Origin of the sequence: Pseudomonas sp. S30, from assembly GCF_016518545.1 — a bacterium.
GTDB lineage: Bacteria > Pseudomonadota > Gammaproteobacteria > Pseudomonadales > Pseudomonadaceae > Aquipseudomonas.
This window is the reverse complement of the sequence record NZ_JACVTO010000001.1, coordinates 13,161-34,749: the sequence shown is the minus strand read 5'-3', so window position 1 is coordinate 34,749 and position 21,589 is coordinate 13,161. Positions and strand designations below refer to the sequence as shown.

The window sequence follows — 21,589 nt, the reverse complement described above, 5'->3', positions numbered from 1 at the left end:
GACCGGAGGGAGACATCGCGACAGGTCTCTGGCGATAGAAAATCTATCGTCTCAGGCGTTGCTGGCCTGGTCGATCAACCAAGCGCGCACGCGTTCGAGTGTCGCCGCGGATCGCTCCTTGCGTGGCCATACGAGGTACAGATGCTTGTCCATGGCCAGTGCCTGCTCGAACACCTTGACCAGCCGGCCGCTGCGCAGGTCGTCTTCCACGAACAGCTCACTGCACAGCGCCAGCCCTTGCCCGGCGAGTGCGGCCTCGATGGCCAGTGATGTCTGGTTGAAGCGCAGGTTTTTGCGCATGTTGGGCAGCGCCTGGCCGAACAGTTCGGCAATGTAGCGCGGCCAGACGTTGTGCGCGTCGTGCAGCAGCACGTAACGTTGCAGCCCGTCCAGGTCACGGGGTGGGCCTGTTCGAGCGAGCAGCGCCGGGCTGGCCACTGCGATCAACTGCTGATGCGCCAGCAACTGCGCGTTCAGGCCCGGCCCGAAGGGCGCTACACCATAGCGCACTGCCAGGTCGACGCCGTCGGCCTGGAAGCGCGACAGCCGCTCGCTGGCCAGCACCCGCAAGTCGATATCGCCGTGCAGCGCGGTGAAGGCGCCCAGGCGTGGAATCAGCCACCGCGACGCGAAACTGGGGGTGACGCTGACGGTCAGGTGACGATCGTCCGGGCGTAGCGCAGCCGTGGCCTCGCCGATCAGCGCCAGCGCGCTGCGGATGCTGTGGCTGTAGCCAAGGCCCGCGTCGGTCAGCCGCAGACCGCGCGGCAGGCGTTCGAACAAGGGCACGCCCAGGTGCGCCTCCAGGCCGCGGATCTGCTGGGCCACCGCCGCTTGCGTCACCTCCAGCTCGTCGGCGGCGAGGCGGAAATTCAGCTGGCGCGCGACCACTTCGAACACCCGCAGGGCGTTGAGCGGCGGCAGTGGGTTCAGCATCCTGGCGCCTCGCTGGCCGCCAGCGCGCGGGCGAGAAACGGCGCGGTGCGGCTGTGCCCGCAGGCCGCCACGGCTGCGGGCTTGCCACTGGTCACGATCTGTCCGCCTGCGGTGCCTGCACCTGGGCCGATGTCGATCACCCAGTCGCTCTGAGCGACCACGCGCATGTCATGTTCGACCACCACCACGCTGTGGCCCTGGTCCACCAGGCGATTCAACTGCACCAGAAGGCGGTCCACATCCTGCGGATGCAGCCCGTTGGTGGGTTCGTCCAGCACGTAGAGGGTGGACCCACGGGCGTTGCGTTGCAGCTCGGTGGCCAGCTTGATGCGTTGCGCCTCGCCACCGGACAGCTCGGTGGCCGGTTGCCCCAGTCGCAGGTAGCCCAGGCCGATGTCGGCCAGCACCTGCAGGCTGCGCCGCGGTGCCGGATGCTCGGCGAAGACCTCCAGGGCCTGGTCGACGGTCAGGCGCAATACCTGAGCGATGTTCAGGCCCTGCCAGGTCACCGCCAGGGTCTGCGGATTGTAGCGGTCGCCGTGGCAGGTGGGGCAGGGCGCATAGACGCTGGGCATGAACAGCAATTCCACGCTCACGAAGCCTTCGCCTTCGCAGGTAGGGCAGCGGCCCTTGGCGACGTTGAAGGAGAAGCGCCCGGCGTCGAAGCCGGCTGCCTGGGCCTGCTCGGTGGCGGCGAACAGCTTGCGCACGTGATCGAACAGGCCGGTGTAGGTGGCCAGGTTCGAGCGCGGCGTGCGGCCGATGGGCTTCTGGTCTACCTGCACGAGACGCTTGAGGTGCTCGATGCCTGCGCTGATGCGGCCCGTGCCACCCTGCACGGGCTCGTCTTCCAGGTTCTGCTCGGCCGGTTCCTCGGTGGAGGTCTGGTGGCCCAGGTGGGCCGCTACCAGCTCCAGCAGGGCCTGGCTGACCAGGCTCGATTTGCCTGATCCGGAAATGCCGGTCACAGCGGTGAAGCACCCCAGGGGAAAATCCGCTTTGAGCTGGTGAAGATTGTTGCGACTGATGCCGTCCAGGCTCAGCCAGTGCTGCGCAGCCCGAGGCTCGCGCTGGGCGGGCGCCTGCTCGGCGAACAGGTACGCGCCGGTGCGCGACTCGCTGACCTGCGCCAGACCTGCGGGCGGGCCGCTGTAGAGCACGCGCCCACCGTGCTCGCCGGCCGCCGGCCCGACGTCCACCAGCCAGTCGGCGCGGCGCATGGTGTCCATGTCGTGCTCGACCACGTACACCGAGTTGCCGGCCTGCTTGAGACGCAGCAAAGCCTCGAACAGCGCTTCGCTGTCGGCCGGGTGCAGGCCCGCCGAGGGTTCGTCGAGCACATAGATCACCCCGAACAACTGCGAGTTGAGCTGGGTGGCCAGGCGCAGTCGCTGCAGCTCGCCAGAGGACAGCGTGGGCGTGCTGCGCTCCAGCGCCAGGTACCCCAGGCCCAGGCCGAGCAGCGTGTCGATGCGCTCCAGCAGTTCCTGGGCGATACGTTGCGCGGCCAGGCGTTTTTCCAGGGACAGGTTGGGGGTGTGGCGCACATCCTGGCCACCGGTGTGTGGACTGTCGCCGCGCGCTGCCCGTTGCTGTCGCGCGTCACGGGCCTGGGCATGGGTGAGGGTGTCGTTGTCCTCGCTGGCCTGCCGCAGGTAGTGCGGCGCCGCTACCTCGCGCAGCACCTCGGCCAGGTCCTGAAGGGGCAGGCGCGACAGTTCGGCGATGTCCAGCCCGGCGAAGGTCACGCTCAGGGCCTCGGCCTTCAGGCGCTTGCCGGCGCAGACCGGGCAGGGGCTGGGGCGCATGTACTGGGCCACGCGCTTGCGCATCTGCGCGCTCTGCGAATGCATGAAGGTGTGCAGCACATAGCGCCGTGCGCCGCTGAAGGTGCCCTGGTAGCTGGGCTCGAGCTGCTGCTTGAGAGCCTTGCGCGTCTGCGCCGGCGTGAGTCCGGCATAGACCGGGACAGTGGGCGTTTCCTCGGTGAACAGGATCCAGTCGCGCTGGGCTTGTGGCAGGTCCTGCCACGGCACGTCGACATCGTAGCCGAGGGTCACGAGGATATCGCGCAGGTTCTGTCCTTGCCAGGCCATCGGCCAGGCTGCGACGGCCCGCTCGCGGATGCTCAGCGAAGGGTCTGGAACCAGGGTCGCCTCGCTGACCTCGAAGACCCTGCCAATGCCGTGGCACTCGGAACAGGCGCCCTGTGGGGTATTGGGCGAGAAATCTTCAGCGTAGAGCATGGGTTGCCCGGCTGGATAGCTGCCGGCGCGCGAGTAAAGCATGCGGATCGAACTGGACAAGGTCGTGACGCTGCCCACCGACGACCGTGCGCTGGGGGTGCCACGCTGCTGCTGCAAGGCGACCGCTGGCGGCAGCCCGTCGATGGCATCGACGTCCGGCACGCCGACCTGGTCGATCAACCGCCGTGCGTAGGGCGCGACCGATTCGAAATAGCGCCGCTGCGCTTCGGCATACAGGGTCGAGAACGCCAGCGACGACTTGCCCGAACCGGACACGCCGGTGAACACCACCAGCGCATCGCGCGGGATGTCGACGTCGACGTTGCGCAGGTTGTGTTCACGGGCGCCGCGAACGCGGACGAAGCCATTGGTGGCGGGGGCGGGGGTCTTGGACATGAGCGTTCCTTGTCGGGAGGCCAGGCCGTTGCGCGGCAGCCTGGTCGGTACGAGTGGCGTGCGGACAGTACCTAGGACCAGCGGGTGGCGCCACAGGTCCTTCGGCGTGCATCATTCAGCGTCTTCGGTCCAGGGTTGCCCTGCATCAAGCGCAGGGCGTCGAGTCAGGCTACAGTACGCAGTGTCCATTGCCACGACGCGCAGGTCCACATGCCCGATTGGTCCCTTCACCCTGTCTGTCCAGCGTCCGTCGACGAGGTGGTCGCCTTCGTCGACCAGGCCCGCCGTGCGCTGTTCCCTCTGCTCGCCCAGTCGCCGCTGCCCGACGACCTGTCACACTTCGCACAGCGCTACCTGCACGGCGAAGGCCGCTTTCTGGTCGCGCGTGCCCATGGCCGATTGATCGGAGCGATCGGCTACCTGCCCTACGACCACCGCTTCGCTCAACTGGACTATCGAGGGCTGAGGACGGTCGAGGTGGTGCGGCTGTTCGTTCACCCCGACCATCGTCAGCAGGGGGTGGCGAAGGCTCTGTACCAGGCGCTGCACGATCAGGCCCGCGAAGCGGGCGTGCAGTGCCTGTACCTGCATACGCACCCGTTCCTGCCGGGCGCCATCGCCTTCTGGGAGCGACAAGGCTTCACCCTCGTCGATGTCGAGCACGATCCGCTGTGGCGCACCACGCACATGCACTGCCTGCTCGATCAGGGCTGAACGCCCTGGGCAACGACGCTATACTGCGCGCCCTTTGTCACACCCCGGAGCCCTCTTATGCGGCAGGCCTTGCTGATCGTCGATGTGCAGTCCACCTTCAGCCCGCCCGAGTGGCTGGTCGATGGCATCCGTGCCCTGGCCGCGCGACTGCCCGCCATCGCTTCGGTCGAACTGCATGACGAGCGGGTCACGCCGTTTCAGCGCCAGCTCGGCTGGCACCCGGCCGCCGAGGACGAGTGCCTGATCGAGGCCGACGAGGTGTTCGTCAAGCATGGTTACGGGCAGCCCCGCGAGGCGATCGACTATCTCCTGGAACTGGGCGTGGAGCGTGTGCTGGTGTGCGGTCTGCAGACCGACACCTGTGTGCTGGCGGCGGGGTTCGCCCTGTTCGACGCGGGCCTGACGCCCACGCTGGTGACCGACCTGACGGTCGGCTCGTCCCTGGACCGCTCGGGGCAACTCGGCATTTCGCTGTGGACCCACCATTTCGCTCAGGTGATCACCGCCGACCAGGTGGTGGCCGGATTGTCATGAGCCATTGCCCTGAGGGATATGGGCGTGTTCAGCCGCTGGTGGCGTCGTCCGGATGGACCGCGTCGGTCGCCACTTCCACCGCTTGCCCGGCACGCAGGATAGCGGCACGCTGGCGTTCGTAGTCCTGAAGCGAAAGGCCGCGGCGTTGCAGGGCCTCAAGTTGGAGCTGGCGACTGTCTTCGACGCTCGGAGCATGGGTTTGCGGGGGGCTGGCGCAGCCGGCGAGCACCGCGATGACCAGGGCGGCGGTGATGGACATCGACAGGCGGATAGCATTGTTCATGCGAGTGTTCCGGGATAGCAGAAGGCTGGCGGGCCGATGAGTCCACTGTATCGGGCAGTCTTGCTGGCCGGAAATCGTCATGCTCGATAGTCACTATCGACCACGACTATCGACCATGGCTATCGCCAGCCATCATCGACCACGCGGGGCTGATCCGGCCCAGGGCCGCCGCGACCGGACATGACCATCGTCACTGTCGCGCGACACAGGAAGTGGCATGCTCTGCGCCGGCTGCTGCTTGCCTGCCGGCCTGTAGTCTCTGGCAGAACGCAAGACAGGAGAAGAGGAAAACGCTGAACCAAGTGTCCGCTGCAAGCGCCTACACAGTTGAGATCACTGTTTGTCGCCGTTGAGACCAGACGAGGAACGCCTGATGATCGAGCGCCGTTTTTGCAGTGTGCTGTTGCTGTCGCTGGCCGCCATCCTGTCGCCGGGCCTGGCGTGCGCCGCAGACGAATGCGTGCACCTGACCGCCACCGGCAATCCCGAGTACCCGCCGTATCTGTGGCGCGACCCGCAGGATCCCCAGCACCTGATCGGCGCCAATGCCGATCTGCTCCAGCACCTGGCCGAAGAACTCGGATTGCAGCTGGAAATCACCTACGCAGGCCCTTGGGCCCGCGCCCAGGAAGAAGTGCGCATGGGCCGCATCGACCTCCTGGCCGGCTACTTTTTCACTCGGGCGCGCGAAACCGAGGTGGACTTCATCCAGCCGGCCTTCCTGCACACGCCAAGCGTGGTCTGGGTGCGCAGTGACTCGCCCATCGCCTACCAGAGCTGGGACGATCTGCGCGGCCTGAAGGGTGGTGTACTGGTCAACAACAGCCATGGCGAGCGCTTCGACGAATTCGCACGCACCAACCTCAACCTGGAGGCCGTACCGGGTGCGCGCCAGGCCTTCGAGAAGCTGCTGCACAAGCGCAGCGACTACGTGGTGTTCGAGCGCTTTCCGGGGATGGCCCTGGTACAGGTGCTGGGCATCGACACCCAGGTGCAGAGCCTGGAGCCACCCATTTCCAGCGAGGGCCTGTACCTGGCGATATCGCAGGATTCCCCGTGCAATCAGCCGCCGCTGCGCGCCCGGTTGGCGGCGAAGATGGAGCAGATCCTCGCCAGCGATCTGCCTCAGCGACTGGTGACCGAGAACCTGCAGCGCTGGAAAGCCCAGCAGGCCAGCGCGCAGACGCACTGAATCTGGATCCGGAAACTGGACGGCCCTTGGCAAGACTTCGCGAAACAAATCCCGGATAATGGCGCCCATTTCGTTTTACGCGCCGGTACCCCGCATGGAAATCAAGGTCAATTTTCTCGACAACCTTCGACTCGAAGCCAAATTCGACGACTTCACGGTGATCGCCGATCAGCCGATCCGCTACAAAGGCGATGGCTCGGCCCCTGGTCCGTTCGACTACTTCCTGGCCTCTTCGGCGCTGTGCGCGGCGTACTTCGTCAAGCTCTATTGCCAGACCCGCGACATTCCTACCGAGAACATTCGCCTGTCGCAGAACAACATCGTCGACCCGCAGAACCGCTACCAGCAGATCTTCAAGATCCAGGTGGAGCTGCCCGAGGACATCAGTGAAAAGGACCGCCAGGGCATCCTGCGCTCCATCGACCGCTGCACGGTGAAGAAGGTGGTCCAGGCCGGTCCGCAGTTCGTCATCGAACAGGTGGCCAACCTCGATGCCGACGCCCAGGGACTGCTGATGCCGGTGGCGGACAGCAGCACCCGCATCGCCGGCAAGGACCTGCCGCTGGAGCGCACCATCGCCAACCTGTCGGGGCTGCTGGCAGATCTGGGGATGAAGATCGAGATCGCCTCGTGGCGCAACATCGTCCCCAACGTCTGGTCGCTGCACCTGCGCGACGCCCATTCGCCGATGTGCTTCACCAATGGCAAGGGCGCCACGAAGGAAGCGGCACTGGCCTCGGCGCTGGGCGAGTTCATCGAACGACTGAACTGCAACTTCTTCTACAACGACCAGTTCTGGAGCGCTGAATTCGCCGAGGCGCCGTTCGTGCACTACCCGAACGAGCAGTGGTTCAAGCCGGGCCCCAAGGACGCGCTGCCCGAAGAGATCCTCGACGACCACTGCCGGGCGATCTTCGATCCGGACGGCGAGCTGCGCGGTTCGCACCTGTACGATACCAACTCGGGCAACAAGGCCCGTGGCATCTGCTCGCTGCCGTTCGTGCGCCAGTCCGATGGCCAGACCGTGTTCTTCCCCTCCAACCTGATCGAGAACCTGTACCTGAGCAATGGCATGAGCGCCGGCAATACCCTGGCTGAAGCACAGGTGCAGTGTCTCTCGGAAATCTTCGAGCGGGCGGTCAAGCGCGAAATTCTCGAAGGCGAGCTGTGTCTGCCCGACGTGCCGGCGCAGGTCCTGGCGCGGTATCCGGGTATCGTCGCCGGTATCCAGGGCCTGGAGGAGCAGGGCTTTCCGGTGCTGGTCAAGGATGCCTCGCTGGGCGGCGAGTTCCCGGTGATGTGCGTGACCTTGATGAACCCGCGCACCGGCGGGGTGTTCGCCTCCTTCGGAGCGCACCCGAGTTTCGAGGTGGCGTTGGAGCGCAGCCTCACCGAGCTGCTCCAGGGCCGCAGCTTCGAGGGCCTGAACGACCTGCCGCAGCCGACCTTCGAAAGCCACGCGCTGACCGAGCCGAACAACTTCGTCGAGCACTTCATCGACTCCAGCGGCGTGGTGTCCTGGCGCTTCTTCAGTGCCAAGGCGGACTTCGCCTTCGTCGAATGGGACTTCTCCGGTCAGGGGCAGCACAGCAACGAGCAGCAGGCGCAAACCCTGTTCGACCTGCTGCACGACCTCGACAAGGAAGTCTACATGGCGGTATATGACGACCTGGGCGCCACGGCCTGCCGGATTCTGGTGCCGGGCTACTCGGAAATCTATCCGGTGGAAGACCTGATCTGGGACAACACCAACCGCGCCCTGGGCGTGCGCGCCGACGTCCTCAACCTGCATACCCTCGACAGTCGCGCCCTCAAGCTGCTGTACAAGCGCCTCGACCAGCTGGAGGTGGACGAATACACCACCATCACCACGCTGATCGGGGTCGAGTTCGACGACAACACGGTGTGGGGCCAGTTGACCATCCTGGAGCTCAAACTGCTGATCCAACTGGCCTTGCAGCGCTTCGAGGAGGCCAAGGAGCTGGTGGAGATGTTCCTGCAGTTCAACGACAACAGCGTCGAGCGCGGCCTGTTCTACCAGGCACTCAACGTCGTGCTGGAGGTGGTGCTGGACGACGACCTGGAAATGGCCGACTTCGAGGCCAACTTCCGACGCATGTTCGGCGACGCACGCATGGACGCCGCCCTGGGCTCTGTCGACGGCAGCGTGCGCTTTTACGGCCTTACGCCGACCGGCCTGGACCTTGCGGGTCTGGAGCGGCATCAACGCCTGCTCGACAGCTACCGCAAGCTGCACGCGGCGCGGGCGCGCGCAGCTGGCTAGGCCGACGGGGCGTCCCGACTGGCCGGGAGCTGCCAGTCGGCACGCCCGATGTGTCCTGGACCCGGGAACTTGACGTCAGACCTGCCGGTCCATTTTGTAATGAAACTGTCATACAGCAGCCATTGCGTTAACGAGCAGGTCCGATGCCCCACGCCAGTCCCCCCGAGAAGTACCGAGCCACCGTCATTTGCTTTCATGAAGGGCGGGTGCTGCTCGTGCGCAAGAAGGGCGGGCGATGGAATTTTCCAGGCGGCACCGTCGAGCCTGGCGAGTCGCCCCACGCCGCCGCGGCGCGGGAGCTCTACGAAGAGACAGGGCTAGGCGACAAGCAGTTGCTGCACCTGTGTACCGTGGAAATCGCCGGGGTGTGCCATCACCTGTTCACGACGCATCAATATCCAGGCGACAAGCCCATTGCCCGCAGTGAAATCGTCGCCTGCAAATGGGTCGCGCGCCGAGCCCTGCAACAGGCGCCGCTGAACCCGACGGCAAGGTCGCTGCTGGCCCTGGGCATTCCGGCCTTGTCGGCCTGGGCCGCCTGAATCCGGCATCTTAGCCCTTCGCGGCGAGGCGCGCGCGTGCCACCCGCGAGCCGTTCTGGCGTCCCAGCACGTCACTGATGCGTTGGCCTGCGGCGACCAGTCGGTCCAGGTCGACGCCCGTCTCGATGCCTAAACCCTGCATGAGGTACAGCACATCCTCGGTGGCGACGTTGCCCGTGGCGCCCTTGGCGTAGGGACAGCCGCCCAGCCCGGCCACCGAGCTGTCGAACACCTGGATCCCCTCGAGCAAGCCGGCATAGACGTTGGCCAGGGCCTGCCCGTAGGTGTCGTGGAAATGGCCGGCCAGGCGCTCGCGGGGGACCTGCGCCGACACCGTGTCGAACAGGCGGCGGGTGTCGCCGGCGGTGCCGGTGCCGAGGGTATCGCCCAGAGAGACCTCGTAGCAGCCCATGTCGTGGAGTGCACGTGCGACCCTGGCCACTTGCTGGGGATCGACCTGACCTTCGTATGGGCAACCCAACACACAGGACACGTAGCCACGCACCCTGACGCCATGCTGCCGGGCAGCATCCATGATCGGTTCGAAACGTTCCAGGCTCTGGGCGATCGAGCAGTTGATGTTGCGCTGGGAGAAAGCCTCCGAGGCGGCGGCGAACACCGCCACCTCCCTGACGCCTGCCGCCAGCGCGTCCTCGAACCCGCGCAGGTTCGGCGCCAGGGCTGCGTAGGTCACTCCTGCGCGTTGTGCGATGCCGGCGAACACCTCGGCCGACCCGCCCATCTGCGGTACCCATTTGGGCGAAACGAAGCTGCCGACTTCGATATAGGACATGCCGGCTTCGGTCAGGTCGTCGACCAGGCGCACCTTGTCGATGACGCTGATGGGCTGTGCTTCGTTCTGCAGGCCGTCGCGGGGGCCGACTTCGACCAGACGGACCTGTGCGGGCAATGACATGGCGAGGCTCCTGTAGCGATTCAATGGGAGGTGGGCGGCGTGGCGGCCAGGGCCTGTTCGCAGCGCTCCTGGGCGGTGTCCAGCTCCAGGTGCATCTGCTGGATGTCGAGCATCTGCTGCTCGAGTTGCGCGCGGCGCTCGGCGATTTTCGCCAGCATGCTGTTGAGCTGCTTGTGATTGCCGCCGCTGGGGTCGTACAGCTCGATCAGCTCGCGGCACTCGGCCAGCGAGAAGCCGATGCGCTTACCGCGCAGGATGAGCTTCAGGGTGACCTTGTCACGCGCCGAATAGATGCGTTCCAGGCCACGCCGCTCGGGCCTGAGCAAGCCTTGCTCTTCGTAGAAACGGATCGCGCGGGTGGTGATGTCCAGCTCGCGGGACAGGTCGGAGATGCTGTAGGTGGGGGTACTCATGCTCGGGCTCGCTGGAACGGTGCACCACGCTACCGCCAGCTTTACGTATACGTCAAGCAGAGGCGGCGCTGGCGGTGCGCCTGTAATCCTTGGGCGTCTGTCCGGTAAGCCGTTTGAAGAAGCGGGTGAAGTAGGTCGGATCGCTGAAGCCCAGGCGATCGGACACCTGGGCGACGCTCATCCGCGTATAGATCAGGTTGCGCCGGGCTTCGAGCAGCAGCCGTTGATGGATCACCTGCAGGGCGCTCTGGGCGCTGAGTGCGCGGCACAGCTGGTTCAGTTGCAGGCTGGTGACACCCAGGCGCGTCGCGTAGGCGTCGATCGACAGGTGATCGGGGTAATGCGCTTCCACGAGGCGCAGGTAGCGCCCCAGCAAATGGCGGTCGCGCTCGTCGCGAGTGCGCGGCGCCACGCCGAGTTGCTGGCGGCGGCCGATCCATACCATCAGCGCACTGACCAGTGCTTCGAGCATGGCCGCACGGCCTGGTGCGTTGCCGGCATATTCGTGCTGCAGCGTCTCGACCAGCGCACGCAGGGACGACCGATCCCGGCCTACCGGATAGCAGCCTGGAGCGGTCAGCACGGCCAGCGGCGCGCCCAGTCGCTGTTCGAGGGCGGCGACCAGCGCCGGGCCGAAGCTGAGCACATGGCCCTGGATGTCGGCACTGAAGCGAAAGCCATGCACCGTCATCGGCGGCACCACCTGGATGGCCGCCTCGCGAATTTCCCGGCGCTCACCTTCGATCTCCACCGACGCCTGGCCACGCTGCACGTAGAGCAACTGGAACAGCTCGGGGTGACGATGCGCACGAATCTCCCAATGGTGCAGGCGGCTGCGTGCCTGAATCGACTCGCAGTGCAGCAGGTCGGTGTCGGGCCAGCCGTGGTGCTCGCCGTAGAGCTGAAACAGCGGAATGCCGGGGAGGGGGGATGTCATCGTCCGAGCCTGTTCGTTGATCGCACACGATTTTCGAAAGTGCAGTTCTTTCATCGGATATCGCAATTACGAGCCTTGTTCGGCCAGTAAAAATGCAAGCGCATACCCTACTCATTCGTGCCGGCCGCTGCCAGCCCGGCATCGACAAGGCGAGACAACAACAATGAAAACCCAGGTTGCAATCATCGGTGCCGGCCCTTCCGGCCTACTGCTCGGTCAACTGTTGAACCAGGCCGGTATCGACACACTGATTCTCGAACGCCAGACCCCGGACTATGTGCTGGGGCGGATCCGCGCTGGCGTACTGGAGCAGGGCACCGTCGACCTGCTGCGCGAAGCGGGCGTATCGGCGCGCATGGACCGTGAAGGCCTGATTCACGAAGGGGTCGAGTTGCTGGTCGGTGGCCGCCGCCAGCGCCTGGACCTCAAGGCCCTGACCGGCGGCAAGACGGTGACGGTCTACGGTCAGACCGAAGTCACCCGCGACCTGATGCAGGCGCGCCAGCAGAGCGGGGCACCGATTGTGTATGGCGTCAGTGAGGTGGAACTGCACGATCTCGAACGGGAACGCCCCTATGTCACCTTCATCAAGGACGGCCATCTGCAGCGCGTGGACTGCGACTTCATCGCAGGGTGCGATGGCTTCCACGGCGTGTCGCGCCAGAGCATCCCGCAGGGTGTACTGAAACAGTTCGAACGCGTGTACCCCTTCGGCTGGCTCGGGCTGCTGGCCGATACCCCCCCGGTCAACCATGAGCTGATCTATGCTCACCATCCGCGGGGCTTCGTGCTGTGCAGCCAGCGCTCTGCCACCCGCAGCCGCTACTACCTGCAGGTGCCGGCGAACGAGCGCGTGGAGGACTGGTCGGATGCGCGTTTCTGGGATGAACTCAAGGCGCGTCTGCCCCAGGACGTGGCCAGCCGGCTGGTCACCGGGCCTGCGCTGGAGAAGAGCGTCGCGCCGCTGCGCAGCCTGGTGGTCGAGCCGATGCAGTATGGCCGGCTGTTCCTGGTGGGTGATGCGGCGCATATCGTGCCGCCGACCGGTGCCAAGGGCCTCAACCTGGCGGCATCGGACGTCAACTACCTCTACCGGATCCTGCTCAAGGTGTACCGGGAAGGGCGCCACGAGTTGCTGGAGCGCTATTCGCAACTGGCGCTGCGCCGGGTGTGGAAGGGCGAGCGCTTCAGCTGGTTCATGACCCAGCTGCTGCATGATTTCGGCGATGAGCAAGACGCCTGGGATCGCAAGATGCAGGAAGCCGATCGGGACTATTTCCTGAACTCGGTGGCCGGGCAGGTGAATATCGCCGAAAACTACGTTGGCTTGCCGTTCGAGACGGTGTAGGCGCCAGGCTACGCCAGCGCGATGGAGGGCGAGGGGCCATGGCGTCGACGCAGCGCCGCCCTTCAGCGCCGGCCCATGTCGCCCTCGAGCAGTGCGGCCATCTCGCTGAAACCTCGGGCCTTGGCGTGTTCGAGCGCGGTGACGCCCTCCTTGTCGGCGATGGCTGGGTCCGCTCCCGCATCGAGCAGCGCGCGCACGATCTGTACATGACGCGGCCCACCGTCGCCGAGGATCACCGCTTCCAGCAGGGCCGTCCAGTGCAGCCTGTTGAGGTGGTTCACATCCACACCGGCCTGGATCAACAGCTGCACCGTCTGCACGTGGCCGCGCTCGGCAGCGGGGATCAGTGCGGTACCGCCATAGCGGTTGGTGCTGGTGAGGTCGGCGCCATGGGCCAGCGTCAGGCGCAGGATCTCGTTCAGGCCGCTGGCACCGGCATACAGGTAGGGACTGTCCTGGCGGGCGTCCTTGGCATTGACGTCGGCGCCGGCCTCGATGAGCACCCTGGCCGCCTCCAGATGATTGCCCAGGGTCGCCAGCATCAACGGGGTGCGACCCTGGGCGTCGCGGGGATCGAGGTCCACCGGTTCCTTGAGCAGGCGACCGATGGCTGGGGCATCGCCGCGCTGGGCGGCATACAGCAGGCGGGTGTCCATGGATGAGGTCTCGGCGTGGGCGGCAAGGCAGGCGAGCGCGACCAGCAGGCAGGCGGCGAGGGACGGGCGCATGGGTCGATCTCCCTGGGTGCAGGGCTCGATCCTAGAAGAGTGGGCCGGTGCCCTGGAAACGATTTATCTGGATGACCGGCAGTGGGATTACGAATACCTGCACATTGCCGGGGTGGCGGCAGCGTGCTAGAACGCAGGACCGTCATTCATTGACTCAATACCTTCATGCCCCCTAGCGCCAAACCGAATAGAGCCTTGTTCGACCTCGACCTGTTGCGCGCGATCGTCGTGGTCGCCGACTGCGGCAGCTTCACCACGGCTGCGTCACGCCTGCATTCGACCCAGTCGACCATCAGCCAGAAAGTGCGGCGCCTCGAAGACATGGTCGGCCACCGCCTGCTGGTGCGCGGGCATCGCGACGTGCTACCCACCGATGCCGGCCAGACCCTGCTGGGCTATGCCCGGCACATGCTGGCCCTCAACGACCAGATGATCGAGGCGATGGCTGGCGCGCTGGTCGGTGTCACCGTACGCCTGGGCGTGCCCGAGGATTTCGTCGGTGGACGCACCACCACGGCACTGGCGGCGTTCAGCCGGCAGCATCGGCAGGTCAAGCTGGAGGTCACCAGCGGCCTGTGTCGTGATCTGAGCCAGGCCTACGACAACGGCGAGCTGGACCTGGTGCTGCTCAAGCAGCGGCGCAACAGTCGCGAGGGCATGGCCTGCTGGCCCGAGCGCCTGCAATGGATCGACAGCCTGCGAACCCCGGCCTTCGAGCTGGACCCGGTGCCGTTGGTGACCTTTCCGCCACGCGGGCTGTACCGCGAGGACATCATCCAGGCCATCGAAAGCATGGGGCGGCGCTGGCGCATCAGTTTCACCAGCTCCAGTCTGTCGGGTATACAGGCGGCGGTGGCCGATGGCATGGGCGTCAGCCTGTTGCCGCCGCGCGCGGCCACCGGCGAACATCGTGTGCTGGGGGCTGCCCAAGGGCTACCGGAGGTCGACAGCTATGAAATCGTCGTGGTCCACCGGCCCACGGCCGATGCCATGGTCACGGCGCTGGCCGAGGCCCTGAAACACTTGCTGGCCGGCGAAGGGCTCTAGTGTGGTGTGTCACACGTAAAGGCTATGAATACCGGCGCTTTTCATGCTCAGGCGGCGATGCGGCTTCTCGCCGTAGCTGGGGTACGACTCGTCGCGGCGCCCTGCCTGAGCATGAACATCACCAGGCCTTTATCAGCGTTACTTGTGTAACGCCACACTAGCGCGCGACAGCCTGGCGCGTAGCGGTTGACCACCTGCGCACCACTGCGTAGCCTTGCCGCTTCGAGGTTCTCCGGCCAGGTCGGAGCTAAGACGGGAATGCGGTCGAGCCGCAGCTGCCCCCGCAACTGTAAGCACTGAAGGCAGGACAGAGCCACTGCGCGTGCGGGAAGGCGTCCTGCTCACGGCCCCGCGCCGTACAGTGCGAGCCAGGAGACCTGCCTCGCAACGTTTTCGACCTTCAACCGGGCGGGGTGATCCGGTGGCGAACGGGCCAGACCGAGCGGTCGCGGCTGTCGTCCCGCATGCCCGCACCATAGCAGCCAAGGGCATCGCCACATGAAAACACTGGCCAAACTTCCGGTCACCATCGTCACCGGCTTCCTCGGCTCGGGCAAGACCACCTTGCTTCGGCACATGCTCGACAACGCCCAGGGTCGGCGCATCGCGGTGATCGTCAACGAATTCGGCGAACTGGGCATCGACGGCGAAATCCTCAAGCAGTGCAGCATCGGCTGTACCGAGGAAGAGGCCAACGGCCGGGTCTACGAGCTGGCCAACGGCTGCCTGTGCTGCACCGTGCAGGAAGAGTTCTTCCCGGTCATGCGCGAGCTGGTGGCGCGGCGCGGCGACCTGGACCATATCCTCATCGAGACCAGTGGCCTGGCCTTGCCCAAGCCGCTGGTGCAAGCCTTCCAGTGGCCGGAAATCCGCAACGCCTGCACGGTCGATGCGGTGATCACCGTGGTGGACAGCCCGGCCGTGGCGGCGGGCACCTTCGCCGCCTACCCCGACCAGGTCGACGCCCAGCGCAAGCTCGACCCCAACCTGGACCACGAATCGCCCCTGCACGAACTGTTCGCCGACCAGCTGGCCAGTGCCGACCTGGTGGTGCTGAACAAGGCCGACCTGATCGACGCCGACGGCCTGGCCAAGGTCCGCGCCGAAGTGGCCGAGGAATTGCCGCCTGCGGTCAAGGTGATCGAGGCCAGCAGCGGTCGGCTGCCGCTCGAGGTGCTGATCGGCCTGGGCGCCGAGTCGGAAGTGCACATCGACGCCCGCCGCACCCACCACGATTCGCACCACGACGGCGAAGGCGAGGACGACCACGATCACGACGCCTTCGATTCCATTTCCATCGACCTGCCCGAAGCCGACGAGCGTCGCCTGCTCGATGCACTGAGCCAGCTGGTGAGCGAATTCGGCATCCTGCGCGCCAAGGGTTTCGCGGCGATCCCCGGCAAACCGATGCGCCTGCTGATCCAGGGCGTCGGCACCCGTTTCGACAAGCACTTCGACCGCGCCTGGCGTGCCGACGAGCCGCGCATCACGCGCCTGGTGCTGATCGGCCAGGACCTGGACGCGGTGCAACTGGAGGCGCGCCTGCGCCACGCCCTGGACGCCTGATCCATGCACCTGCTGCGCACCCAGCCCGGCGGCTTCGTGCCGGACGACAGCATCGCCGACCTCGGCCAGACGCCGGCCGAGCTGGTGATCCTGTGCAGCGGCGATTCGCACCTGGCGCTGCTCGCCGACACCGCCGAACAGCTGCCGGCCGACTTCCCCAGCCTGCGCCTGGCCAACCCCATGCAGGTGCAGAACCACGCCTCGGTCGACCTCTACATCGACCAGGTGCTGCGACATGCCAAGGTCATACTGGTCTCGCTGCACGGCGGTGTCGGTTACTGGCGCTATGGCGTCGAGCAACTGGTGGCGCTGTCCGCCAGCGGGGTGCAACTGATCCTGGTGCCCGGCGACGATCGGCCCGACCCTGAACTGACGGGGCTGAGCACCGTGCCACGCGAGCAGGCCGAGCGGCTCTGGCATTTCCTGCGCCAGGGCGGGAGGGCCAACGCCCTGAACCTGTTCAACTGCCTGGCCAGCCAGTGGTTGGGCCGGACCTACGCCTGGGAGGCCCCGCAGCCGCTGCCACGCACCAGCGTCTACCATCCAGCCAGGCCGACGGCGCGGCTCGAAGACTGGTACGGCCAATGGCAGCCCGAGCATCCGGTGGCGCCTGTCCTGTTCTACCGCTCGCACTTGCAGGCGGCCAATACGGCGTTCATCGACGTGTTCTGCCAGCGCTTGCAGGCGGCGGGGTTGAATCCGTTGCCCATCGCGGTGGCCAGCCTCAAGGAGGCCGGGTGTCTGGAGCAGGTCGAGGCGTGGCTGGACGAGGTCGATGCCGAGGTGGTGATCAACACCACCGGCTTCGCCCTGTCCAGTCCCGAGCGACCCAACCTGCGGCCGCTGCGCCGCGACGTACCGGTGCTGCAGGCCATCTGCGCCCAGGACAATCAGCCGGCCTGGCAGGCCAGCGAGCAAGGCCTGGGTGCGCGTGACCTGGCGATGCACATTGCGCTGCCGGAACTCGATGGACGCATCATCACCCGTCCGGTGAGCTTCAAGGACCTGGCCTGGCGCAGCGAGCGCAGCCAGTCGGACGTGGTGTGCTACAAGGCCCACCCCGAACGCATGGACTTCGTCGCCGAGCTGGCGCGGCGCTGGGTCGAGCTGGCGCGCCTGCCCAATGCGCACAAGCGCGTGGCGCTGGTGCTGGCCAACTATCCCACCCGTGATGGGCGTATCGGCAATGGCGTGGGCCTGGATACACCCGCGGCAGCCTTGAACATTTTGCAGGCGTTGCAGGCGGAGGGTTATCCGCTGGAGGGCCTGCCCGCGACCGGAACGGCACTGATCCAGGCGTTGCTGGGCGGCGTGACCAACGACCTGGCGCACCTCGACCAGCGACCCTGCGCCCAGAGCCTGGCCCTGGACGACTACCTGCACGCCTTCGCCGGCCTGCCCGAGGCCAACCAGCGCGCAGTGATCGAACGCTGGGGCCGCCCCGAACAGGACCCGATGTTCCGCAGTGGACGGATGATGGTGGCCGGCCTGCGCTTCGGCATGACCTTCGTCGGCATCCAGCCCGCACGTGGCTACCAGGTGGACCCAAGCGCCGTCTATCACGACCCGGACCTGGTGCCACCGCACGCTTACCTGGCCTTCCACTTCTGGCTGCGCCATGCCTTCGCCGCCGACGCGGTGATCCATGTGGGCAAGCACGGCAATCTGGAATGGCTGCCGGGCAAGGGCGTGGGCCTGTCCGCCGAATGCTGGCCGGATGCATTGCTGGGGCCACTGCCGAACATCTACCCGTTCATCGTCAATGACCCCGGCGAGGGCGCCCAGGCCAAGCGCCGCACCCAGGCGGTGATCATCGACCACCTCATGCCGCCGCTGACCCGCGCCGAAACCTACGGACCGCTGCGTCACCTGGAACAGCTGGCCGACGAGTACTACGAAGCGCAGCTGCTCGATCCGCGCCGCGCCCGAGAGTTGCAGCGCGACATTCTCGAGCTGGTCAAGGCCAACCACATCGACCGTGACCTGCAACTGGAGGGGCAACTGGACGATGCCGCCGTCTGGCTGCCGCGCCTGGACACCTACCTGTGCGACCTGAAGGAGTCGCAGATCCGTGACGGTCTGCACGTGTTCGGCCAGTCACCCCAGGGTCGGCTGCGCAGCGACACCCTGCTGGCATTGTTGCGGGTCGAGCGCGGCGATGGCCGCGACGGCAATGCCAGCCTGCTGCGGGCGCTGGCGCACGCGCTGGACCTGGCATTCGACCCGCTGGACTGTGACCTGGGTCTGCCGTGGCACGGCCCACGTCCTGCGCTGCTGACGTCGATGGACGCCGCCGCCTGGCGCACCCATGGCGACACCCGCGAGCGTCTCGAGCTGCTGGCCTTGGCACTGATCGAAGGGCGCCAGGTAGCGGCCGACGACCTGCCGTGGCAGGGCGTACGCGCGGTACTGCACGCTTTGCGCGAGCAGGTGGCGCCCAGTCTGGATGCCTGCGGGCGGGCCGAGATCGAGGGTCTGCTGGCCGCCCTGGCCGGCCGCTTCGTGCCGGCCGGGCCCAGCGGCGCGCCGAGCCGTGGGCGGCTGGACGTCCTGCCTACCGGGCGCAACTTCTACACCGTGGACGTGCGCAATCTGCCCACCACCACCGCCTGGCGCCTGGGCTTCGCCTCGGCCAATCTGATTCTGGAACGCCACCTTCAGGAGCACGGCGACCACCTGCGCCAGCTGGGGCTATCGGTATGGGGCACCGCGACCATGCGCACCGGGGGCGACGACATCGCCCAGGCCATGGCGCTGATGGGCGTGCGGCCGGTGTGGGCCACCGGCAGCCAGCGGGTCGACGACTTCGAGATCCTGCCATTGAGCCTGCTGGACCGCCCCCGGGTGGATGTCACCCTGCGCGTTTCGGGTTTCTTCCGTGATGCCTTCGGCAACCTGATCCGCTTGTTCGACGCCGCCGTGCAAGCCGTGGCAGGCCTGGACGAGCCGGAAGATCTCAATCCGCTGGCTGCACGGGTGCGCGGTGAGCGCGAGGCGCTGCTGGCCCAGGGCATGGAGGCCGAGCAGGCCGCCCGCCAGGCCGGTTGGCGGGTGTTCGGTGCCAAACCGGGTGCCTATGGCGCCGGCGTGCAGAACGCGATCGATGGCCGCCTCTGGCAGACGCGTGCCGACCTGGCCGAGGTGTACCTCAACCACGGCGGATACGCCTACGGGGGTGCCGATGACGGCACCCCGGCCCGCGCGCAGTTCGCCCAGCGCCTGGGGCAGATGCAGGCGGTCTTGCAGAACCAGGACAACCACGAGCACGACCTGCTCGATTCCAACGATTACTACCAGTTCCAGGGTGGCATGCTGGCCGCGTCCGAGACCCTGTCCGGCGCCACCGTGGCCGGTTATCACGGCGATCATAGCCAGCTCGACCGGCCGCGCATCCGCACCCTCAAGGAAGAACTCAACCGCGTGATCCGTGCCCGGGCGCTCAATCCGAAGTGGATAGACGGCGTGAAGCGCCATGGCTACAAGGGCGCTTTCGAGCTGGCGGCCACCGTCGACAACCTGTTCGCCTTCGACGCCACCACGCAGCTGATCGATGACCATCACTACCAGGCGCTGACCGATGCCTACGTGCTCGATCCCGCCACCCGCGACTTCATGCGCGAACACAACCCGCACGCCTTGCACGACCTGACCGAACGCCTGCTCGAAGCCCAGCAGCGCGGTCTGTGGCAAGCGCCGGACGACTACCGCGAGGCCCTCGAGCAGCAGTTGCTCGACGGTGAGGAACAGGCCTGAGATGACCGAACCCCTGCAATTCCCCCTGGCCGCCGTGGTGGGCGCCGACGACCTGAAGCTGGCCTTGTGCCTGAACGCCATCGACCCGAAGATCGGCGGTGTGCTCATCGAAGGGCCGCGTGGCATGGCCAAGAGCACCCTGGCGCGTGGCCTGGCCGACCTGCTCGGCGACGGGCCGTTCGTGACCTTGCCGCTGGGTGCGACCGAGGAACGCCTGGTCGGCACCCTGGACCTGGAGGCCGCGCTCGGCCAGGGCCAGGCGCGCTTTTCGCCGGGTGTGCTGGCCCAGGCCGATGGCGGCGTGCTGTATGTCGATGAAGTCAACCTGTTACCCGATCCGCTGGTGGACTTGCTGCTGGACGTGGCTGCCAGCGGCACCAACCGCATCGAGCGTGACGGCATTTCCCATCGGCATGCCGCGCGCTTCGTGCTCATCGGCACCATGAACCCGGAAGAGGGCGAGCTGCGCCCGCAACTGCTGGACCGTTTCGGCTTGAACGTCGCCTTGCAAGGGATGCCGACGCCGGCCGATCGGCAGCAGATCGTGCGGCGCCGTCTGGCCTTCGACAGCGACCCGCAGGGGTTCTGTGCACAGTGGGCGGCGGCCCAGTCGCAGCTGCGCGAGCGATGCCAGCAGGCACGCGAGCGATTGTCCGCCATCGCTCTGGACGATCAGGCCCTGGATTGGATCAGCGAGCGCTGCTTCGCAGCCGCTGTGGACGGTGTGCGTGCGGATCTGGTCTGGCTGCGCGCGGCCCGTGCCCACGCTGCCTGGCGCGGCGTCACCATGATTGCGCAGGAGGACGTGCAGGCGGTGGCCGAATTCGCCTTGCGTCATCGACGTCGGCCGGACGCGTCAGCCCAGGGTCAGCAGCCGCCGCCTGCCGCAGGCCAGGCTCAGCAGCAAGCGGAACAGCCTCAGAGCGGAGCAGGGGACTGGGGCGCGCTGCCGGCGCAGCCGGTGATCGCCCAGGCACGTCGCGAGGTGCCGAACTGGGCAAAAAAGCCCTGAGCATCCGCGCTGCTTCGGCTGCGGATGCCACCCCCAAGGCTGGCACGCGCATCGGCGCCCGCCGTGGCCACACGCAGAGTGCTGCGCGGGGACGTCCGGCCTGGGCCAGGACGCTGCTCAAGGGCCGGCCGACCCGGCTCGATCAACTCTGCTGGCAGCAGCAGCGTGGACAGGCGCCTGAACTGTGGCTGGTGATCGTCGATGCGTCTGCCTCGACGCGTCGCCACGGCGCGCTGGCCCAGGCCAAGGGTTTACTGGCGAGCGTGTTCGACCAGGCCTATCGCCAACGCGCCCGCCTCACGCTGCTCACTGCCAGCGGCAGCGCTCCTCAGTGGCAGCGGCACGGGTTGAAAGCCTCGGCGGCGCTGCAACCGTGGCTGCGCCTGCTCGGGGCTGGCGGGGGAACACCTTTGCTGGCTGCCCTGGAGCAGGCCCGTCAGTGGCTGCTAAGGCGCGCCAAGGCCTATCCCCATGAAATACAGCGGTGTCTGGTAGTGACCGATGGACGTTTGCAGCGCTGGCAGCCGGTACGGCCCTTGCCATGCCCTTGCGAACTGGTGGATATCGAGACTGCGCCGGTGCGTCTGGGGCGCGCTGCACAACTTGCCAATGAACTCAATGCGCACTACCAGCATATCGAGCAGTTCAAAGTACTATGAATTGGGCGTGGCTGCGGCAATCGGACGCAGGACTTGCAAGTTGCCATGTTAGCAGCAGAAAGTTGCCCGCGCGGGGGCGGGGG

19 protein-coding genes and 1 riboswitch are annotated in these 21,589 nt (G+C 66.6%); of the genes, 12 read left to right on the top strand and 7 right to left on the bottom strand.

What is annotated here, in order from left to right; genetic code table 11:
* Positions 1–51: 51 nt before the first annotated feature.
* Both IAE34_RS00135 and IAE34_RS00130 read right to left on the bottom strand, forming a co-directional pair.
* Positions 52–936, bottom strand: a complete 885-nt coding sequence (locus IAE34_RS00135; RefSeq protein ID WP_200136834.1) for a LysR substrate-binding domain-containing protein — start codon at positions 934–936, stop codon at positions 52–54.
* Positions 930–3,578 carry an excinuclease ABC subunit UvrA gene (locus IAE34_RS00130; RefSeq protein ID WP_200136833.1) on the bottom strand — a complete coding sequence of 883 codons (2,649 nt, stop codon included), beginning with the start codon at positions 3,576–3,578 and terminating at the stop codon, positions 930–932. Before IAE34_RS00130 ends, IAE34_RS00135 begins: the two co-directional genes overlap by 7 nt.
* 210 nt (positions 3,579–3,788) lie before the next feature.
* Between IAE34_RS00130 and IAE34_RS00125 the strand changes: the two genes are divergently transcribed.
* Together IAE34_RS00125 and IAE34_RS00120 are read left to right on the top strand one after the other, a co-directional pair.
* Positions 3,789–4,292 carry a GNAT family N-acetyltransferase gene (locus IAE34_RS00125; RefSeq protein ID WP_200136832.1) on the top strand — a complete coding sequence of 168 codons (504 nt, stop codon included), beginning with the start codon at positions 3,789–3,791 and terminating at the stop codon, positions 4,290–4,292.
* A gap of 57 nt (positions 4,293–4,349) precedes the next feature.
* Positions 4,350–4,826 carry an isochorismatase family protein gene (locus IAE34_RS00120; protein ID WP_200136831.1) on the top strand — a complete coding sequence of 159 codons (477 nt, stop codon included), beginning with the start codon at positions 4,350–4,352 and terminating at the stop codon, positions 4,824–4,826.
* A 28-nt stretch (positions 4,827–4,854) separates the two neighbouring features.
* Here IAE34_RS00120 and IAE34_RS00115 read toward each other — a convergent pair whose 3' ends face one another.
* On the bottom strand, positions 4,855–5,109 hold the full coding sequence (locus IAE34_RS00115; RefSeq protein WP_200136830.1) for a hypothetical protein: 255 nt from the start codon (positions 5,107–5,109) through the stop codon (positions 4,855–4,857).
* Positions 5,110–5,482: 373 nt separating this feature from the next.
* Here IAE34_RS00115 and IAE34_RS00110 point away from each other — a divergent pair, with 373 nt between their 5' ends.
* The 3 genes from IAE34_RS00110 (at position 5,483) to IAE34_RS00100 (ending at position 9,127) form a co-directional block, all read left to right on the top strand.
* Positions 5,483–6,301: a substrate-binding periplasmic protein gene (locus tag IAE34_RS00110; protein ID WP_200136829.1), complete on the top strand. Its 819-nt coding sequence runs from the start codon at positions 5,483–5,485 to the stop codon at positions 6,299–6,301.
* A gap of 94 nt (positions 6,302–6,395) precedes the next feature.
* The gene (locus IAE34_RS00105) at positions 6,396–8,585 is read left to right on the top strand and encodes an OsmC domain/YcaO domain-containing protein (RefSeq protein WP_200136828.1); all 2,190 of its coding nucleotides are present in this window, start codon (positions 6,396–6,398) and stop codon (positions 8,583–8,585) included.
* 143 nt (positions 8,586–8,728) lie between these two features.
* Positions 8,729–9,127, top strand: a complete 399-nt coding sequence (locus tag IAE34_RS00100; protein WP_200136827.1) for an NUDIX domain-containing protein — start codon at positions 8,729–8,731, stop codon at positions 9,125–9,127.
* 10 nt (positions 9,128–9,137) lie between these two features.
* Here IAE34_RS00100 and IAE34_RS00095 read toward each other — a convergent pair whose 3' ends face one another.
* From IAE34_RS00095 to IAE34_RS00085, 3 genes are read right to left on the bottom strand one after another with little or no spacing between them, the layout of a single operon-like run.
* The gene (locus IAE34_RS00095; protein ID WP_200136826.1) at positions 9,138–10,043 is read right to left on the bottom strand and encodes a hydroxymethylglutaryl-CoA lyase; all 906 of its coding nucleotides are present in this window, start codon (positions 10,041–10,043) and stop codon (positions 9,138–9,140) included.
* Between the two features lie 20 nt (positions 10,044–10,063).
* Complete coding sequence (locus IAE34_RS00090) at positions 10,064–10,456, bottom strand: MerR family transcriptional regulator (RefSeq protein ID WP_200136825.1); 393 nt, start codon at positions 10,454–10,456, stop codon at positions 10,064–10,066.
* Between the two features lie 52 nt (positions 10,457–10,508).
* On the bottom strand, positions 10,509–11,393 hold the full coding sequence (locus IAE34_RS00085; RefSeq protein ID WP_200136824.1) for a helix-turn-helix domain-containing protein: 885 nt from the start codon (positions 11,391–11,393) through the stop codon (positions 10,509–10,511).
* A 163-nt stretch (positions 11,394–11,556) separates the two neighbouring features.
* Between IAE34_RS00085 and pobA the strand changes: the two genes are divergently transcribed.
* Positions 11,557–12,741: a 4-hydroxybenzoate 3-monooxygenase gene (pobA, locus tag IAE34_RS00080; RefSeq protein ID WP_200136823.1), complete on the top strand. Its 1,185-nt coding sequence runs from the start codon at positions 11,557–11,559 to the stop codon at positions 12,739–12,741.
* A gap of 62 nt (positions 12,742–12,803) precedes the next feature.
* On the opposite strand, the gene IAE34_RS00075 is transcribed toward pobA, so the two are convergent.
* A complete protein-coding gene (locus tag IAE34_RS00075) occupies positions 12,804–13,469 on the bottom strand; it encodes an ankyrin repeat domain-containing protein (protein ID WP_200136822.1) in 666 nt (221 codons plus the stop codon).
* Between IAE34_RS00075 and IAE34_RS24465 the strand changes: the two genes are divergently transcribed.
* From IAE34_RS24465 to IAE34_RS00050, 6 genes are all read left to right on the top strand, one after another.
* The gene (locus IAE34_RS24465) at positions 13,468–13,599 is read left to right on the top strand and encodes a hypothetical protein (RefSeq protein WP_267908818.1); all 132 of its coding nucleotides are present in this window, start codon (positions 13,468–13,470) and stop codon (positions 13,597–13,599) included. The two genes, IAE34_RS00075 and IAE34_RS24465, sit on opposite strands and share 2 nt — an antisense overlap.
* 35 nt (positions 13,600–13,634) lie before the next feature.
* Complete coding sequence (locus IAE34_RS00070) at positions 13,635–14,516, top strand: LysR substrate-binding domain-containing protein (RefSeq protein WP_200136821.1); 882 nt, start codon at positions 13,635–13,637, stop codon at positions 14,514–14,516.
* Positions 14,517–14,724: 208 nt separating this feature from the next.
* A riboswitch (cobalamin riboswitch) is annotated at positions 14,725–14,915 on the top strand.
* Positions 14,916–15,014: 99 nt separating this feature from the next.
* Positions 15,015–16,082 (top strand): cobalamin biosynthesis protein CobW, encoded by a 1,068-nt coding sequence (cobW, locus tag IAE34_RS00065; RefSeq protein WP_200136820.1) that lies wholly within the window; start codon positions 15,015–15,017, stop codon positions 16,080–16,082.
* Between the two features lie 3 nt (positions 16,083–16,085).
* Positions 16,086–19,835 carry a cobaltochelatase subunit CobN gene (cobN, locus tag IAE34_RS00060; RefSeq protein WP_200136819.1) on the top strand — a complete coding sequence of 1,250 codons (3,750 nt, stop codon included), beginning with the start codon at positions 16,086–16,088 and terminating at the stop codon, positions 19,833–19,835.
* Between the two features lies 1 nt (position 19,836).
* Entirely contained in the window at positions 19,837–20,847 is a 1,011-nt protein-coding gene (locus IAE34_RS00055; RefSeq protein ID WP_200136818.1) for an ATP-binding protein, read from the top strand.
* Positions 20,848–20,897: 50 nt separating this feature from the next.
* Entirely contained in the window at positions 20,898–21,506 is a 609-nt protein-coding gene (locus IAE34_RS00050) for a vWA domain-containing protein (protein WP_325100962.1), read from the top strand.
* Positions 21,507–21,589 lie beyond the last annotated feature (83 nt).

Coding starts and splice junctions, on each gene's coding strand:
- IAE34_RS00075 (WP_200136822.1), bottom strand. CDS start 13,469: ATGCGCCCGTCCCTCGCCGCCTGCCTGCTGGTCGCGCTCGCCTGCCTT.
- IAE34_RS00135 (WP_200136834.1), bottom strand. CDS start 936: ATGCTGAACCCACTGCCGCCGCTCAACGCCCTGCGGGTGTTCGAAGTG.
- pobA (WP_200136823.1), top strand. CDS start 11,557: ATGAAAACCCAGGTTGCAATCATCGGTGCCGGCCCTTCCGGCCTACTG.
- cobN (WP_200136819.1), top strand. CDS start 16,086: ATGCACCTGCTGCGCACCCAGCCCGGCGGCTTCGTGCCGGACGACAGC.
- IAE34_RS00105 (WP_200136828.1), top strand. CDS start 6,396: ATGGAAATCAAGGTCAATTTTCTCGACAACCTTCGACTCGAAGCCAAA.
- cobW (WP_200136820.1), top strand. CDS start 15,015: ATGAAAACACTGGCCAAACTTCCGGTCACCATCGTCACCGGCTTCCTC.
- IAE34_RS00130 (WP_200136833.1), bottom strand. CDS start 3,578: ATGTCCAAGACCCCCGCCCCCGCCACCAATGGCTTCGTCCGCGTTCGC.
- IAE34_RS00125 (WP_200136832.1), top strand. CDS start 3,789: ATGCCCGATTGGTCCCTTCACCCTGTCTGTCCAGCGTCCGTCGACGAG.
- IAE34_RS24465 (WP_267908818.1), top strand. CDS start 13,468: ATGGGTCGATCTCCCTGGGTGCAGGGCTCGATCCTAGAAGAGTGGGCC.
- IAE34_RS00090 (WP_200136825.1), bottom strand. CDS start 10,456: ATGAGTACCCCCACCTACAGCATCTCCGACCTGTCCCGCGAGCTGGAC.
- IAE34_RS00095 (WP_200136826.1), bottom strand. CDS start 10,043: ATGTCATTGCCCGCACAGGTCCGTCTGGTCGAAGTCGGCCCCCGCGAC.
- IAE34_RS00100 (WP_200136827.1), top strand. CDS start 8,729: ATGCCCCACGCCAGTCCCCCCGAGAAGTACCGAGCCACCGTCATTTGC.
- IAE34_RS00115 (WP_200136830.1), bottom strand. CDS start 5,109: ATGAACAATGCTATCCGCCTGTCGATGTCCATCACCGCCGCCCTGGTC.
- IAE34_RS00055 (WP_200136818.1), top strand. CDS start 19,837: ATGACCGAACCCCTGCAATTCCCCCTGGCCGCCGTGGTGGGCGCCGAC.
- IAE34_RS00085 (WP_200136824.1), bottom strand. CDS start 11,393: ATGACATCCCCCCTCCCCGGCATTCCGCTGTTTCAGCTCTACGGCGAG.
- IAE34_RS00110 (WP_200136829.1), top strand. CDS start 5,483: ATGATCGAGCGCCGTTTTTGCAGTGTGCTGTTGCTGTCGCTGGCCGCC.
- IAE34_RS00120 (WP_200136831.1), top strand. CDS start 4,350: ATGCGGCAGGCCTTGCTGATCGTCGATGTGCAGTCCACCTTCAGCCCG.
- IAE34_RS00070 (WP_200136821.1), top strand. CDS start 13,635: ATGCCCCCTAGCGCCAAACCGAATAGAGCCTTGTTCGACCTCGACCTG.